The organism is Geomesophilobacter sediminis (assembly GCF_016458275.1).
GTDB lineage: Bacteria > Desulfobacterota > Desulfuromonadia > Geobacterales > Geobacteraceae > Geomesophilobacter > Geomesophilobacter sediminis.
In genome coordinates this window covers 307,914-324,145 of sequence record NZ_JAEMHM010000003.1, presented here as the reverse complement: position 1 = coordinate 324,145, position 16,232 = coordinate 307,914, and the positions used below count along the sequence as shown (strand labels likewise).

Genomic DNA, 16,232 nt, shown 5'->3' with positions numbered 1-16,232 from the left:
CCGGCCCCCTTGAATAATGTGTCCCCCGCGAATCCTGAAGGAGCATCATCATGAACGTCCTGAGCAGTTACCGGCTCTCGATCCTGCTGGTCATATCCATCGTGGCCGGTTCGGCCGTCGGGCATTTCGCCCCCGGTGTCGCCGCCGTGATCAAGCCGCTGGGCGACCTGTTCCTGAACCTTATCTTCATGATCATCGTCCCCCTGGTCTTCTTCTCGGTCGCCTCGAGCATTGCTTCTTCCCGTGGCTCCACGGTTTCCCGCGTCTCCTGGATGATGCTCCTGGTCTTTCTGATGACCAGCCTGGTGGCCGCGGTCACCTCGTTGGTCTTTCTCCTGTTCGTGCAGCCGGCCCCCGGGGCCGGAATCGCCCTCAAGGGCGCGCTCCCGGTGGAAACCCCTTCGCTTCTGGTCCAACTGGTCAAGACCTTCACCGTGCCGAGTTTTCCGGAAATGCTTTCGCACCGGGCAATGCTTCCGCTGATGATCTTTTCGGCCGCGGTGGGAATCGCCACCCGGCAGCTGGGGGCGGAAGGCGAGCCGCTGGCGCGGGTGCTGCGCAGCGGGTCCCAGGTGGCAATGCGCCTGATCGACTATGTCATGCTCGTGGCGCCCATCGGCCTTTTCGCCTACTTCGCCGCCACCGTCGCCGAAACCGGCGCCCAACTCGCCGGCGCCTATACCAAGCTCTTCATTGCCTACTATCTCTTTGGCACCGCCTACTTCTTCCTCGGATTTTCCGGGTACGCCTGGCTTGCCGGCGGGCGTAACGGGGTGAAGCGGTTTTGGTCCAACATGCTGGCGCCGTCGCTCACCGCGCTGGGGACCTGTTCCAGCATGGCCACCGTTCCGGTTAACCTGGAGGCGGCCCCGCGCATGGGGGTTCCTCGTGAAGTGAGCGACCTCGTGATCCCGGTCGGGGCGGTGCTGCACAAAGATGGCTCCGTGATCGGCGGCGTGGTGAAGGTCCTATTCGCCCTGAGCCTTTTCCACCTCGATTTGACTTCGGGGCGGCTCGCGCTTGCCATCGGCGTGTCCATCCTGGTAGGGGTCGTCATCGGGGCCATCCCGAGCGGCGGCATGATCGCCGAAATCGCGGTCCTTACCATCTTCGGGATGAGTCTGGAGGCGCTCCCCCTGCTCGTCGTGATCAGCGTGATCATCGACCCGCTGGCGACCCTGCTCAACTCGACCGGCGACAACGTTGCGGCGATGATGGTATCGCGGGCGGTCCGCCTCCCGGCCGACACCACGGCAACCGAGCCCACCACCGTGACCTGAAGGTACTCCGATGACCGACTTCCTTCATCTGCTTTCCTATCTTAGACAACCCCTGGTCGGCGCCTTCACCGGCTACGTCACCACCGACGTCGCGATCCGGCTCCTCTTTCACCCCTTGAAACCGTGGCATCTCTTCGGGGTCCGGATCCCGTTGACCCCCGGCGTCTTCCCCGCCAAGCGCTACGAATTCGCCGAGAAGGTCGGTGTCATGGTGGGGAGTCACCTGTTCACCTCCGATGACGTCCGCCAGGCGCTCCAGAAGGAGGAGTTCCGCCGCGAGCTCAAGGGGGCGGTCGACGGCAAGATCGACCGGCTCTTCGCCCGGGAGATGGGAACGCTGGAATCGCTTTTCCCGGTCGACTTCCAGCGCTGGCTGCGGGACCTGGTGGACCAGATGCGCCACCGCGGCATGGAGGAGGTCTACCGGTACCTGGAGAGCGATCCCTGTGCTGCGGAGGTGCGGCGGCTGTTGCATGAGATGGAGGATGCCCTCCTTGCCCGCGATCTGCATTCGCTGGTCACCCCCGAGCAGGACGAAATGCTGCGGCGGCGCCTGTCCGAAACCGTCGGTGAGTTTTTGCATTCCCGGCAGGTGACCGTGGCGCTCGCGGCCCTGGTGGACCGCAAGGTGGAGGAGATCTACGCGTCCGAGACTCCGCTTGGCGCCATCCTTCCGGAGGGGACCGCCGACGCGGTTGCCTCTATGCTGGAGCAGGAGCTTCAGTCCGCTGCCGAGGCACTCACCAGCGGGCCCGAATTCCGGGCGCTCCTTTCCGCGAAGATCCGGGAGTCGCTCCGCTCGGCGGTCGGATCGCTGCGCGGAGTCCCCGGCTTCTTCGCGAAGTTCGTGGACCCGGACTGGCTGATTTCCCAGTTTCCCGACTTCACCCAGAAGATCGAGCAGGAAATGGCGGCGTGGCTGCGGGACGAGCGGACTCAGGAGCAGATTTCGGAGGCACTGCGCGATCGCGTCGACCTTTTTCTATCCCGCCCGTGGTCCGAGCTCCTTTCCGGACTCCCGTACCGGCGCCTGGCGGCGCTGCGGCGGCTGGCGCGGATGAAGGTGCTCCGGATGCTGCGCGGCCGCCAGTTGGCGGCATCGGTCACCGCGGCGGTCGAGAGTAACCTGGATCGGCTCCGGGAGCGCACCCTGGGCGAGCTGCTGAAGGACATGCTTTCCGACCCCGGCGTGGAGCGGGTTCGGGAGGAGATCGCCGCCGAAGTGCTGGCCGCGCTGCGCTCGCCGGTCTCCCGCCAGACGCTGGAAAAGTCGGTGAGCGAGAAAGTGGAGGAGATGGTGTTTCAGCGCCCGATCGGGCATCTGTCTGCCTTCCTTCCGGTCCAGGCCCGTGACGAGTTGACCGAGGCCGTTTTACAGCAACTCTCCGAATTGTTGGTCAAGGAGCTTCCCCCGCTGGTGGACACGCTCAACATCCGGAAGATCGTCGAGGACAAGGTGAACGCCCTCGATATCGTCGCCATGGAAGGACTTCTCCTGGACATCATGAAGGAGTCCTTCATGTTTTTGAACCTCTTTGGAGCCTTCCTCGGGTTCCTCATCGGCATCGCCAACGAAATTCTCCCCGGCTTCGGCTAATACCAATCCGACCGATCCGTTCAATTCTCCCCCGCATAGGGGGTCACCATGAGTAACGGCCTTCGTTCCCACGGCGGTTTCCGCCACCTTCGTTCCTTTCAGGTTGCCGAGATCATTTACGACGGCACGGTCACTTTCTGCGAGCGGCTTGTCGACAAGCGCTCGCGGACCCACGACCAGATGGTACAGGCTGCGCGCAGCGGCCGGCAGAACATCGCGGAGGGGAGCCGGGCGTCGGCGACTTCGAGCCAGACCGAACTGCGGTTGGTGAACGTGGCACGGGCCAGCCTCGACGAACTGCTGCTTGATTTCGAGGACTACCTTCGGCAGCGGGATTTGCCGCAGTGGGGAAAAGACGATCCGGCGGCCCGGCAGGTACGCGCAGTCGGGAGTACCAACCACCCTGCCGCTGATGCGTACGCGCCATGGCTGGCCCACCCTGAACCGGCGGTGGGGGCCAACGCGCTGATCTGCCTGATCCACCAGGCGAACTATCTGCTGGACCGGCAGGTCGCTGCGCTGGAGCGGCAGTTCATCGAGGAGGGTGGTTCCAGCGAGCGCTTGCACGTTGCCCGTCTCCAGGAGCGCGAGCGCCAGCGCCAGCGCAACCAGACTGATCGGACGGATCGCCTCTGCCCGGCCTGCGGACGGCCGATGATCCTCCGCACGGCCCGTCAGGGCCCCTACGCCGGCGGGCAGTTTTGGGGCTGCTCCGGCTTCCCCGACTGCCGTGCCATCCAACCCGCCTCCTAGCCCACCAAAGGCCCCGTCAACTACCTGCCGGGGCCTTTCCTGTTTTCAGCCAGCCGCGTTGACAGCCGAGGTTCTCCCGATACTGTTAACCGTCATTAATTGTTAAAGGGGAGGCAGCGATGGCTCTCATTGACGACGTAAAGGACAGCCCCGGGGTGGGGATCTTCATTGGCATCGGTGCGGTTCTCCTGGCGCCGGTACTGCTCCCCATCCTGGCTTCGGCGGCGCGCCCCCTGGCTCCCCAAATATCGTCCGCAGCTGTTGGATTGACAACTTCACCCAAGAAAGGAGCTACGCCATGGTGAAACAAAGACACGAGGGTGACGAGGCCTCCCATCACGAGGGGGCCTCGTCCACACAGGAGTTTCTACCGCGCACCACGAACCCCCTACCTCCTGACCCTAGGCTTGCACCATGCCTGCACCGGCTACCCGCCCGAAGTTGGCTGCGGGCGAACTGGCCCAAAAGATCGAAGCCCTGGTCCGGGAATTCCTGCACCGTGGCGCCGAGCCGGGTGCTGTCTCGGACGGCACCCCGGGAAAGCCCTATTCCCGCAAACGGTTGCGGCAGCTTGCCCTGCGGGCGAATCAGCCGGAAGAACAGATCTGGCAGGTGATGGACTCGGGCGAGATAGCGCAGCAGCTTGCCACCTCTCCTAGCAAAGGTCTTGACCGCGGTGACATCGGCCCGAGGTTTACTACCTACGGGCCGAATCTGCCCCCCCCAGGCGGTGCCCCGCTCTGCTTTGGCCATCCTGCTCAAACAGTTTCAATCCCTGCCGGTAGCGCTTCTGGGCGGCACCGCAGCGGTTTCTTTGGCGACCGGCGGCCTCGCCGAGGCCGTGGTGATCGCCGCGGTCGTCGGGATCAATGCGAGCGCCGCCTCGCTGAGCGGGAAGGACCCGTACCGGATCGACCGGGTCGGCACCTACGCGGCGCGCTATGCCGCGAAAAACGTCGTCGCTGCAGAGCTGGCGCGGGAGTGCGAAATCTTGCTCACCTATTGCATCGGGATGGCGCGGCCGGTGTCGGTTCAAGTGGAAACCTTTGGTACCGGGCGGATTCCCGATGCCGAAATCGCGGCGCTGGTGCGCCGGCGTTTCGAATTCCGGCTGGCAGGAATCGTGCAGCAGTCCAACCTGCGCCGGCTCCCGGCCCCGGTGAAAGGTGGCTTTTTTCGCAAGCTTGCGGCGTATGGTCAGGTGGGACGGATGGATGTCGGTCTCCCCTGGGAGGTTACCGACCGGGCAGCGCTGCTTAGAGAGCAGGCAGCGGGGCGGGGCCCGGGATAATCCGCCGTTTTAAAAAAGTTGACAGATGATCAAAAAATCATTAAAGGTAGGCTCGCCTGAAACATGCCTTTTAATTCCTTACCAAACAGGGGGTGCGGATGACTTTCAAGAAGATCGGGATGGTGGTCCTTGCGGCGGTTCTGGCCGCGGGCGTCTTTGGATGCAAGAAGAAGGATGAAGCCAAGGAAGGGGCTCCGGCCGCTAGCGGCAACACGATCAAGATCGGATTCCTCGGGGCGCTCACCGGCGACGTCGCCATGTTCGGCGGGCCGAGCCTGCAGGGGATGAAGATGGCGGCCGAGGAAATCAACGCCGCCGGCGGGGTCTTGGGCAAGAAGATCGAAATCGCCGAGGCCGATAACCGCGGCGACAAGCAGGAAGGCGCCTCTATCACTCAGAAGTTCATCTCCCGCGACAAGGTCGTCGCCATCATTGGCGACCCGACCACCGGGATCACCAAGGTCGCCGCTCCCATCGCCCAGAAGGCGGGGGTGGTGCTTCTTTCCGGCGGTTCCACCGGCCCCGGCGTGGTGGAAAACGGCGATTTCATCTATCGCGACACCCTGCTCGACAGCGTCGCCATTCCGGCCTGCATCGGTTACTTCGCCAACACCCTCAAGTTCCGTAACGTTGCCGTCATCACCTCCGACAACAACGACTACAGCGTCGGCCTCTCCCAGACCTTCCGGGATGCCGCCAAGAGCGTGCCGGAAATCAAGATCGTCGCCGACGAGAAGGTGAAAGACGGCGACAAGGATTTCTCCGCCCAGATCACCAACATCAAGGGGAAAAACCCGGACGTGATCTTCTTCTCCGGTTACTACACCGAAGGGGCCCTGATCATGAAAGAGGCCCGCAAGCAGGGGATGAAGGCGGTCATGTTCGGCGGCGACGGCCTCTTCTCGCCGAAGTTCATCGAACTGGGCGGTCCGGCAGTCGAGGGTTCCATGGTCGCGCTCGGCTTCTCTCCGGAGCAGGGTTCCCCCGAAACCACCAAGTTTGTCGCTGATTTCAAGAAGAAGTACAACGAGGTCCCGGGCGTCTTTGCCGCCCAGGCCTATGATTCGATGCTTCTGCTGGCCGACGCGATGAAGCGCGCCAACAGCACCGATCCCAAGGTCTTCAAAAACGAGTTGGCCAAGACCAAGAATTTCAAAGGCGCCTCCGGCACCATCACCATCCGCGCCAACCGCGAACCGATCAAATCGCCGCTCAGCCTCCTGATGGTCAAGGACGGCAAGTTCGTCCTCAAGTCGACGGTTGCGGTGAAGATGGAGTAGGACCTTGAAGGCACGTGGGGCTGTGGCCTTGTGTCAAACTCGTATCGGTAATTCCCTCTCCCTTCGGGAGAGGGTGCCCGTAGGGCGGGTGCGGGAAGGCGCTCGGCAGCAAGCCCCCTCACCCCGACTCTCTCCCGGTGGGAGAGGGAGGTTGCCTTTCCTTTACGGCCCCGCTTGGCGGGGCCTTTTTAATGGCTGGTGCACCGGTGGGCAGCACATTATTCATGAGAAACTTTGTCTTTTATTAGAACAGCACCTCGTGTAGAATCGACTGATCCGCGGAAGGCTCCCGGGAGCGGCGGCGAGGAAAATAGAACGAGAAGGAAATCCGCATGTTCTGGCAACAGCTCCTGAACGGGGTCGCCCTGGGCAGCACCTACGCCCTCATCGCCCTCGGCTACACCATGGTGTACGGCATCATCACGCTGATCAATTTTGCCCACGGCGAGATCTTCATGGCCGGCGCCTTCACCGGCCTTTGCCTGGTCTCCTATTTCAAGACCAACATCTTCGTCGCCATCCTGGCCGCCATGGTCGTCTGCATGATCCTGGGCGTCGTGATGGAATTCATCGCCTACCGGCCGCTGCGCCGCTCCTCGCGGCTTTCCGCCCTGATTTCCGCCATCGGGGTTTCCATCTTCCTCTCCTCGCTCGCCCTCATGATCTTCGGCGCCGACGCCAAAGGCTTTCCGGACACCTCGTTCCCGGTCCGCCTGATCCGGGTCGGGAGCGCCGAGATCTCCACGCTGCAGCTGTTGATCATCGGCATCTCCGCCCTCCTTATGCTCGCCCTCCAGTTCATCGTGCAGAAAACCAAGATCGGCAAGGCGATGCGCGCTACCTCCGAGGATTACAACACCGCGGCCCTCATGGGGATCAACGTGAACCGGATCATCTCGTTCACCTTCGCTATCGGTTCGGCGCTGGCCGCGGCGGGCGGGGTGCTGGTCGGGGTGCTGTTCAACGCGGTCTCCTTCAACATGGGACTCATGGCCGGACTCAAGGCCTTTGCCGCTGCCGTGTTAGGCGGGATCGGCTCCATCCCCGGGGCCATGCTGGGTGGGCTTTTGCTCGGCATCTCCGAGGTCTTCGGGGTCGCCATCGGCTACTCATCCTACCGGGATGCCATCGCTTTCGCGATCCTGGTCCTGGTGCTCCTGATCCGTCCTACCGGGCTGCTCGGGAAGAAAATCGTCAAAAAGGTCTGATTCAATGGGTAATTTCCTCCAAAGCCTGGTCGGCGGGATCGATCCTTACCTGATGCAGATCCTGGTGAACATCGGGATCGGCATCATCCTGGCCCAGGGGCTCAACGTGATCGTCGGCTTCGCCGGTCAGCTCTCCCTGGGGCACGCGGCCTTCGTCAGTATCGGCGCCTTTACCAGCGCGCTCCTCACCATCCGGACCGGGCTTCCTTTCTCGCTGAACGTGGTTGCTTCGGGCGCCTTTGCCGCCCTGGTTGCCGTCCTCATCGGCTTTCCGATCCTGCGTCTCACCGGCGACTACCTGGCCATCTGCACCCTCGGTTTCGCCGAAATCGTCAAGGTCTTCCTGCTCAATTTCGAGCCGACCAACAAGGCGCTCGGGCTCACCATACCCGGTGCCCATACCGACATCCCGATGCCGATCTACGTGCTGGGACTGGCGATCCTTTCCATCCTGCTGGTAAGCTCGGTCAATTCCTCCCGTTTCGGCCGCGCCCTCAAGGCGATCCGCGAAGACGAGATTGCCGCCGAATCGATGGGGATCTACGCCACCGGGTACAAGGTCCAGGCGTTCGCACTGGGAAGTTTCCTGGCCGGCGTCGGCGGCGCGCTCTACGCCCACTTCCTCGGTTACATCAATCCCTCCGACTTCGGCTTCATGAAATCGGTCGACATCCTCTGCATGGTGGTGCTGGGGGGGCTGGGGAGCGTTCCCGGGACCGTCATCGGTGCCGCGGTTCTCGCCTCGGCGCCGGAATTTTTGCGCTTCATGGCCCAGTACCGGATGCTCGTCTACGGAGCGCTCCTGGTGTTCCTCATGGTATTTCGTCCCAACGGGCTTTTGGGCGGGGTCAACATGGTTGCCGTGCTCCTTAAGGTATTGGGCAAGAAGCCCTCCGGGGCGGCCCTGAAAAAGAACCGGGAGGGTAGGGGATGACCGCGACCAACCCGATTCTGCAACTGGAACAGGTGACGGTCCGCTTCGGCGGGCTGGTAGCCGTCGACAAGGTGGATCTTTCCGTGACCCCCGGGAGCATCGTCGCCCTGATCGGTCCCAACGGCGCCGGCAAGAGCACCCTTTTCAACGTGGTGACCGGGATCTATGCCCCCACCCTGGGACGGGTCATCTTCGACGGCACCGACATCAGCGGCAAAAAACCGGAGCGGATCGCCGCCGCCGGCGTCGGGCGGACTTTTCAGAACATCCGGCTTTTCGGACCGTTGAGCGTTTTGGAAAACGTGCTGATCGGCGCCCATACCCGGGGTAAATGGGGGCTCACCGGCGCGGCGCTCAAGTTTCTCCCCGCGGTGCGCCGGGAAGAGGGGGAGCTGCTCGATTGGGCTCTTGAGTGCCTGAAACGGGTCGATCTGGAATACCGCGCCTACGACCCTGCGTGCAGCCTTGCCTACGGCGAACAGCGCCGCCTGGAAATCGCCCGCGCCCTGGCGATCCGTCCCAAGATCCTCCTTCTGGACGAGCCGGCCGCCGGGATGAACCCGCAGGAAAAGCGGGTCCTCTCCGAGATGGTGCAGGCGATCGGGAAAAGCGGCATCACGATCTTTCTGGTGGAGCACGACATGAAGTTCGTCATGGGGATCTCCGAGCGGGTCGCCGTCTTGGACTACGGGGTGAAGATCGCCGAAGGGAGCCCGGCGGAGATCCGGGAAAACCCGGCGGTCATCGAGGCGTACCTCGGTAAAGGGGGAGCCGATGCTTGAGGTGGAAGGGCTTTCGGTAAATTACGGTGCCATCCGGGCCTTGCGCCAGGTGACCTTCTCCATTGCCAAGGGGGAGATCGTGGCCCTCATCGGCGCCAACGGCGCCGGCAAGAGCACCATTCTCAATACCATTTCCGGCATCGTTCCGGCCGCCGCCGGAAAGATCAACTTCCTCGGGAAGGATCTGACCAAGACGCCGCCGCACCGGATCGTGGAACTCGGCATCTGCCAGGTCCCCGAGGGGCGTCGCGTCTTTGCCCGGATGAGCGTCCAGGAGAACCTGGAGATGGGCGCCTACACCCGGACCGATTCCCGCGAGGTCTCCCGCGATCTCGATGCCATCTACCAGCGCTTCCCGCGCCTGGGGGAGCGGCGCAAACAACCGGCGCGCACCCTTTCCGGAGGCGAGCAGCAGATGCTGGCCATGGGCCGGGCGCTGATGGCGCGCCCGAAGCTCCTCCTGCTCGATGAGCCGTCGATGGGGCTCGCGCCGATGCTGGTCGAGACCATCTTCGGGATCATCCAGGAGATCAGCAAGGAAGGGACCACCATCCTGCTGGTGGAGCAAAACGCCAACATGGCGCTCGGCATAGCCGATCGCGGCTACGTGCTGGAGACCGGCGAGGTCGTCGTCCAGGGGCCGGCCGCTGAGTTGGCCGCGAACCCCGAGGTCCGCAAGGCCTACCTCGGCGAGTAAATCCGCCATCCCCGTTGCCTATGTAGGGGCGCAGCATGCTGCGCCCTTTTTTATTTGATTTGGCCACCAGGTCCATCTCGTCCACTCAGTCCACGCCCTTCCTTTCATCACACGTTCAACCCCAGTTGTAGAGCCTTTCAAACAGGGCTATCATCATAGCTGGCCGTCCTCATCTTTGGGAAAAGGAGCCAGTCATGAACAGCGTCGAACTGAACGAAAGGATCGTCTCGCGCGGGAAGGAACTGTTTGCCGCCATCGCGGGAGAGAAACCCTCTCTTTTTAACAAGAACGCCTGGGTGGGCAAAGTCATGGACTGGAGCATGAAGAACGAGACCTTCAAGGTCAGCATGTTCCGCTTTGTCGACGTCTTCCCCGCTTTGACTTCCGGAAAACTCCTCACCGAGCATATCAATGAGTATTTCGGCGACGAAAAGGAGATGCCGCAGTTTCTCTCCACCGGAGCCAAGGTCGCCGGGATGCTCGGCTCCCTGGGCTCAACCGTCCTCAACAAGGTCCTTTCCTCCAACATCCACGAGATGGCCCAGCAGTTCATCGTCGGCGAGAAGACCGGCGATGCGGTGAAGAACCTGGCGCATCTGAGAAAAGACGGCTTCGCCTTCGTCGTCGACGTCCTCGGGGAGGCGACCCTTTCCGAGGACGAGGCCGACGCCTATCAGAACACCTACCTGGAACTTCTGGACCACCTGCAAAAGGTCCAAGGTGACTGGAAACCGCTCCCCCGAAAGGACGGCGATCCCTCTCTCGACTGGGGCCATGCCCCCAAGATCAACGTCGCCATCAAGCCGACCGCCCTGTATGGGTTGGCCAACCCGCAAGATTTCGAGGGTTCCGTCGCCGCCATTTTGAAACGGGTGCTCCGGATCGCGGAAAAGGTGATCGAGGTTAACGGTTTTCTCTGCATCGACATGGAAACCTACCGGCACAAGGAGATCATCCTTGAGGTGTATCGCCGGCTGAAACGGGCCTACCCCGATTACCCGCAGCTTGGCGTCGTGCTCCAGGCCTACCTCAAAGACACCGACCGCGACCTGGAGGAGCTCCTCTCCTTTGCCCGCAAAGAGGGGATGAAGATCTCGATCCGGCTGGTCAAAGGTGCCTACTGGGATTTCGAAACGGTGCGTGCGAAGCAAAACGGCTGGGAAGTGCCGGTATGGACCATCAAGGCCGAGTCCGATGCCGCCTTCGAGCGCCAGGCCCGAAAAATCCTGGTAAACCAGGACATCTGCCACTTTGCCTGTGCCTCCCATAACATACGCAGCATCTCGGCGGTTCTGGAAATGGCCCGGGAACTTGGGGTGCCCGAGGACCGCTACGAATTCCAGGTCCTTTATGGGATGGCGGAACCGGTGCGCAAGGCGCTTCTCAAGGTGGCAGGCCGGATCCGGCTCTACTGCCCCTACGGCGACATGGTCCCCGGAATGGGGTACCTGGTGCGGCGGCTTCTGGAAAACACCGCCAACGAGTCCTTCCTGCGCCAGAGCTTTGCCGAGGAGATGCAGCTCGAGCGGCTCCTGGAAGACCCGGTGATCACCGTGGAGCGCGAGAAGGTCGGCGCCCGGCCTGCGCCGGCGGTGGCAACGGCCGGCGCCGAACTGCCTCCCTTCGAAAACGAACCGATGGTCGATTTCACCAAAGACGAGCCGCGCGAGGAATTCCCCCGCCAGATCGAGCTGGTGCGTTCCCGGCTGGGCCGTAGCTACCCTCTGTTTATCAACGGCAACGAGCGGGTGACCGCCGATACGTTGAAGTCGGTGAACCCGGCCAACCCGGAGGAGGTCGTGGGGGTGGTCTGCCAGGCGGGACCGGCGGAAATAGCCGATGCCCTTGCCGCGGCGAAGGCCGCTTTCCCGGCCTGGCGCGACACCGCGCCGGCCACGCGCGCCGGATACCTGGTCAAGGCGGCCGCCGCGGCACGGCGGCGCATCTACGAGCTTTCCGCCTGGCAGGTAATCGAGATCGGCAAGCAGTGGGACCAGGCCTATGCGGACGTAACCGAGGCGATCGACTTTCTGGAATACTACGCCCGCGAGATGATCCGCCTGGGGACCCCGCGCAAGGTCGGCCACGCCCCGGGGGAGCTGAACCACTACTTCTACGAGCCGCGCGGGGTGGCCGCCGTCATCGCGCCGTGGAACTTCCCGCTCGCCATCAGTACCGGGATGGTTTCCGCGGCGCTGGTCGCCGGCAACACCGTGCTCTTCAAGCCTTCCGGGCTTACCCCGGTCATCGGCTGGAACCTGGTGGAGCTGTTCCGCGAGGCCGGGCTTCCCGACGGCGTCCTCAACTTCACCCCGGGGCGCGGCAGCGTCATGGGGGACCTCCTGGTGGACAGCCCCGAGGTGAGCATGATCGCCTTCACCGGGAGTTTGGAGACCGGGCTGCGGATCATCGAGCGCGCCGCAAAGGTCTACCCGGGGCAGGAACAGGTAAAGCGGGTGGTCTGCGAGATGGGGGGCAAAAACGCGATCATCATCGACGACGACGCCGACCTGGACGAGGCGGTGCCGCACGTGCTCTACTCGGCCTTTGGTTTCCAGGGGCAGAAATGCTCGGCCTGCTCGCGGGTCATCGTCCTTGACGCGGTGTACGACCGGTTCGTGGAGCGGCTGGTCGCCATGGCCAAAACCACCAAGGTCGGGCCCGCGGAGGACCCGGGCAACTACATGGGGGCGGTCGCCGACGAGAACGCGGTGAACCATATCCGGGAGTACATCGAGATCGGCAAGCGGGAAGGGGAGCTTCTCTACCAGGGCGAGGCGCCGACCGGAGGGTACTTCATCCCCATGACCATCATCGGCGGGATCCGCCCCGAGCACCAACTGGCGCAGCATGAGGTGTTCGGACCGGTGCTGGCGGTGATGCGGGTGCAGGATTTCGACCAGGCGCTGGAGTGGGCCAATGCCACGCGCTTTGCCCTGACCGGTGGGGTCTTCAGCCGCAGCCCATCGCACCTGGAACGGGCCCGGCGCGAATTCCGGGTGGGGAACCTCTACCTGAACCGGAACAACACCGGGGCCCTGGTCGAGCGGCAGCCGTTCGGCGGGGCGCGGATGTCCGGCGTCGGCACCAAGGCCGGCGGGCCGGATTACCTGCTGCATTTCATGGACCCGCGGGTGGTGACCGAAAACACCCTGCGCCGCGGGTTTGCGCCGCCGGAAGATGAGGCGTGATCTTGATCCCTTCTTGACGGTAAAACAGCCATTATCTGTGGGAGCGCCATTCCTGGCGCGAACCGCTCGGACTCGCGCCAGGAATGGCGCTCCCACAGGGGTGGCACCCATTTCACCTGATCCGCACCACCCCTTACCCCCCGTCTCTGTTCAACTTGATTTAACCCACGACAGTTGAGGCTTCGTTAACCGTTTTTCCCTTGATTTTAAAGGGTATTTGGCATACATTACGCCGAGGTTAAAAATAATTTCATTTAATTACGGAGGGAACATGATTAAGGAAGCCGGTACCTCAAAATTCCAGATCGAGCTGCGCCGTCACCTGCGCGCCCAGAATATCAGCGACAACCTCGTACACCTGATGTGCGAGATCGCCGAGGCGAGTAAGTACGTGATCAACGCGGTGCGGACCGGTGACCTTGGCGTGGCGGGTACCTCGAATCTTTACGGCGAGGAGCAGCTCGCCCTCGACGTTCTTTCCGACCGCATCCTGCGCAAGCGCCTGATCCATTCCGGCGTGGTCTGCAACATCGCCTCCGAAGAGATGGACACCATCTACGAGTGCCAGGCTGACGCCGACGGGCTCTACTCGGTCGCCTACGATCCCCTCGACGGCTCGTCGCTGGTCGACGTCAACCTCGCGGTCGGCACCATCGTCTCCATCTACTCCGGCTGCGACCTGCTCCAGCCCGGCCGTAACCAGGTCGCCGCGATGTACATCCTGTACGGGCCGCGGGTCTCCCTGGTCTACACCGTCGGCGACGGCGTGCACGAGTTCACCATGAACAACCTGATGGAGTTCACCCTGACCCGCGAGAACGTCAGGATGCAGCCGGACGGGGAGATCTACGCTCCGGGCGGCCTGCGCAAGAAATACCACCCCGGTGACGAGAAGTTCATCCAGTACCTGGAAGGGAAAGGGTGCAAGCTCCGTTACTCCGGCGGCTTCGTTCCCGACATCAACCAGGTGCTGATGAAAGGGAAGGGGCTCTTCATGTATCCCGCCCTGAACGGTTCCCCCAACGGCAAGCTCCGGGTCCTCTTCGAGCTCAACCCGATGGCCTTCATCATCGAGCACGCCGGCGGTTCCGCCACCGACGGGAAGCAGAACATCCTCGATATCGTCCCCGAATCTTTGGACCAGCGTGCCCCGGTTTACATCGGCTGCAGTTCCGACGTAAAGAAGGCAATGGAGTTCGTAAACGGCGGGGCCTAAGCGCAGAGAAAATTTTCCTAAAGTTGCCGACCCCGGTGACGAATAGAATTTGCAAGAACTTTCCTTTTTTAGCAACACAGAGGTAACGAGTCATGGCAAACGAGGAACGTCCGCAGCGACTGTGCAGTGAGATTCAGCTTTTTGATCTGTGCGATCTGGACGTATGTGGACACAAAGACGGGAGATACTGCACCAAAGGTGACATCCTGCAGCGCTTTGAGGCAATCAAGGAAGAAGATGAGCGTTCGCCGGAGCAGTATCTTGCCGAAGAACTCGATGAAGTAGAAGGTGGTGAAGACCTCGGCTACGACGAAGCCTACGGCGTCGACGAATACGAGGACGACTGATCCTTGAGCAATACAGGCAGTGGCCGGGAAAAGGCGCTTTGACGGGTGCTTTTTCCCGGTTACTGTATCAACAGCCCATGTTATTTGAATTTTGATTCTTGCAATACCGAGGGGAGCAAATGTCCGCAAAACTACTGATTCTGGATGACGATCACGACATTCTGCAGATGCTGAAAACCATCTTCTCCACTGAGGAGTACGAACTTCTTTTGGAAAGCGATGGTGAATCGGCGCTGCGCAGGATTGCTGCCGACCGTCCCAACGTGGCGATCATGGACATTTCGCTGCCCAAGAAATCCGGCATCGAGGTGCTGAAGGAAGCGAAGAAGATCGATCCGGGGCTCGCCGTCATCATGGCGACCGGGTACAAGACCACCCAGAACGCGATCGAGGCGATGAAGCACGGCGCCTTCGACTATCTCACCAAGCCGTTCGACATGGGCAAGCTCAAGGCTGCCGTGAAGAAGGCGCTCGACTGCAACCTGATGAGCCGCAAGGTCCGCTACGCCAAGGACCGCAGCCAGATCATCGAGGAGGATGTGGCCGAGGACGTCATGATCGGCTCCTCCCCGGAGATGATCGAGATCTGGAAGATGGTCGGCTCGGTCGCCGATTCCGACGCCACCGTCCTGATCCAGGGCGAGTCCGGCACCGGCAAGGAGCTTCTCGCCCGCGCCATCTACGACAACTCCCGCCGCAAAAACCGCCCCTTTTTAGCCGTCAACTGCGCCGCGCTTCCCGAGGCGCTGTTGGAAAGCGAACTCTTCGGCCATGAGAAGGGGGCCTTCACCGACGCCCATTCCCGCCGCATCGGCAAGTTCGAGCAGTGCAACGGCGGCACCATCTTCCTCGACGAGATCGGGGAGATGAGCCTCGCCAACCAGGGGAAATTCCTCCGCGTCCTGGAAAACCAGGAATTCGAGCGGGTGGGGGGCAACGAGACCATCAAGGTCGACGTCCGCGTCATTGCCGCTACCAACCGGAGCCTCCTTGCCAACGTCAAGGAAAAGGCCTTCCGGATGGACCTTTTCTACCGCCTGCGCGTTGTCTCCTTTTTCCTCCCGCCGCTTCGGGACCGGCAGGAGGACATCCCGCTGCTGGTGGATCTCTTCGTCAAGAAGTTCGCCAAGAAGTACGGCAAGAACATCAAGGGGGTCGCCCACGAGGCGCTGGCGATGCTCTGCGCCCATCCCTACGAAGGGAACATCCGCGAGCTGAAGAACGTCATCAACTCCGCCACGGTCTTCTGCCGGGGCGACATCCTGGTGCCGGGCGATTTCGAATCGTTTTTGAAGGCGAAGGCCGGGTTCAAGGAAGTCGACCTCGATGCGGCCGGCGACGATTACTACGAGGTGTTCTGGAGGATGCTGGAGCCGGTTTTCGACGGCATCTGCCAGAAGAACAAGGGCGCCATCTACGAGAGCGTCAACATGGGGCTGGAAAAGGCCCTGATCCACATGGCGATGGAAAAGAGCAACAACAACCAGGTATTCGCCGCCAAGCTCCTGGGGATCAGCCGCAACACCCTGCGCGACCGCCTCGAGCGCTACCGGATCGGCGCCAGCGACGCCTGACGGACCCTTAACCAGCTCAGCTAAATAAAAAAGGCAGCCAGAATCTGGCTGCCTTTTTCGTTGCCTTTGGTCCGGCCGATCG

The 16,232-nt window shown here is 62.2% G+C and carries 14 protein-coding genes; all 14 read left to right on the top strand.

Annotation, left to right across the window (positions count from 1 at the left end):
- Positions 1-50 precede the first annotated feature (50 nt).
- The 14 genes from JFN93_RS04795 to JFN93_RS04730 all read left to right on the top strand — a co-directional run bounded on the left by JFN93_RS04795 (position 51) and on the right by JFN93_RS04730 (position 16,150).
- The gene (locus JFN93_RS04795; protein WP_199382856.1) at positions 51-1,280 is read left to right on the top strand and encodes a dicarboxylate/amino acid:cation symporter; all 1,230 of its coding nucleotides are present in this window, start codon (positions 51-53) and stop codon (positions 1,278-1,280) included.
- Between the two features lie 10 nt (positions 1,281-1,290).
- On the top strand, positions 1,291-2,877 hold the full coding sequence (locus tag JFN93_RS04790; protein ID WP_199382855.1) for a DUF445 family protein: 1,587 nt from the start codon (positions 1,291-1,293) through the stop codon (positions 2,875-2,877).
- Positions 2,878-2,925: 48 nt separating this feature from the next.
- Positions 2,926-3,630 (top strand): four helix bundle suffix domain-containing protein, encoded by a 705-nt coding sequence (locus JFN93_RS04785; RefSeq protein WP_199382854.1) that lies wholly within the window; start codon positions 2,926-2,928, stop codon positions 3,628-3,630.
- Between the two features lie 119 nt (positions 3,631-3,749).
- Entirely contained in the window at positions 3,750-3,935 is a 186-nt protein-coding gene (locus JFN93_RS04780) for a hypothetical protein (RefSeq protein ID WP_199382853.1), read from the top strand.
- Between the two features lie 440 nt (positions 3,936-4,375).
- Positions 4,376-4,921: a methionine adenosyltransferase domain-containing protein gene (locus JFN93_RS04775; protein WP_199382852.1), complete on the top strand. Its 546-nt coding sequence runs from the start codon at positions 4,376-4,378 to the stop codon at positions 4,919-4,921.
- Positions 4,922-5,019: 98 nt separating this feature from the next.
- Positions 5,020-6,201 (top strand): ABC transporter substrate-binding protein, encoded by a 1,182-nt coding sequence (locus JFN93_RS04770; protein WP_199382851.1) that lies wholly within the window; start codon positions 5,020-5,022, stop codon positions 6,199-6,201.
- A 332-nt stretch (positions 6,202-6,533) separates the two neighbouring features.
- The gene (locus JFN93_RS04765) at positions 6,534-7,409 is read left to right on the top strand and encodes a branched-chain amino acid ABC transporter permease (RefSeq protein ID WP_199382850.1); all 876 of its coding nucleotides are present in this window, start codon (positions 6,534-6,536) and stop codon (positions 7,407-7,409) included.
- A gap of 4 nt (positions 7,410-7,413) precedes the next feature.
- Entirely contained in the window at positions 7,414-8,343 is a 930-nt protein-coding gene (locus tag JFN93_RS04760; protein ID WP_199382849.1) for a branched-chain amino acid ABC transporter permease, read from the top strand.
- The gene (locus tag JFN93_RS04755; protein ID WP_199382848.1) at positions 8,340-9,125 is read left to right on the top strand and encodes an ABC transporter ATP-binding protein; all 786 of its coding nucleotides are present in this window, start codon (positions 8,340-8,342) and stop codon (positions 9,123-9,125) included. The genes JFN93_RS04760 and JFN93_RS04755 overlap by 4 nt, the downstream gene beginning before the upstream one ends.
- Entirely contained in the window at positions 9,118-9,822 is a 705-nt protein-coding gene (locus JFN93_RS04750; protein ID WP_199382847.1) for an ABC transporter ATP-binding protein, read from the top strand. The genes JFN93_RS04755 and JFN93_RS04750 overlap by 8 nt, the downstream gene beginning before the upstream one ends.
- A gap of 194 nt (positions 9,823-10,016) precedes the next feature.
- Positions 10,017-13,013: an L-glutamate gamma-semialdehyde dehydrogenase gene (gene pruA / locus JFN93_RS04745; protein ID WP_199382846.1), complete on the top strand. Its 2,997-nt coding sequence runs from the start codon at positions 10,017-10,019 to the stop codon at positions 13,011-13,013.
- Between the two features lie 271 nt (positions 13,014-13,284).
- Positions 13,285-14,229, top strand: coding sequence for a class 1 fructose-bisphosphatase (locus tag JFN93_RS04740; protein ID WP_199382845.1), 945 nt, complete (start codon positions 13,285-13,287; stop codon positions 14,227-14,229).
- A gap of 92 nt (positions 14,230-14,321) precedes the next feature.
- Positions 14,322-14,576, top strand: a complete 255-nt coding sequence (locus JFN93_RS04735; protein WP_199382844.1) for a hypothetical protein — start codon at positions 14,322-14,324, stop codon at positions 14,574-14,576.
- A 119-nt stretch (positions 14,577-14,695) separates the two neighbouring features.
- Positions 14,696-16,150, top strand: coding sequence for a sigma-54-dependent transcriptional regulator (locus JFN93_RS04730; protein WP_199382843.1), 1,455 nt, complete (start codon positions 14,696-14,698; stop codon positions 16,148-16,150).
- The last annotated feature ends 82 nt before the right edge of the window (positions 16,151-16,232 follow it).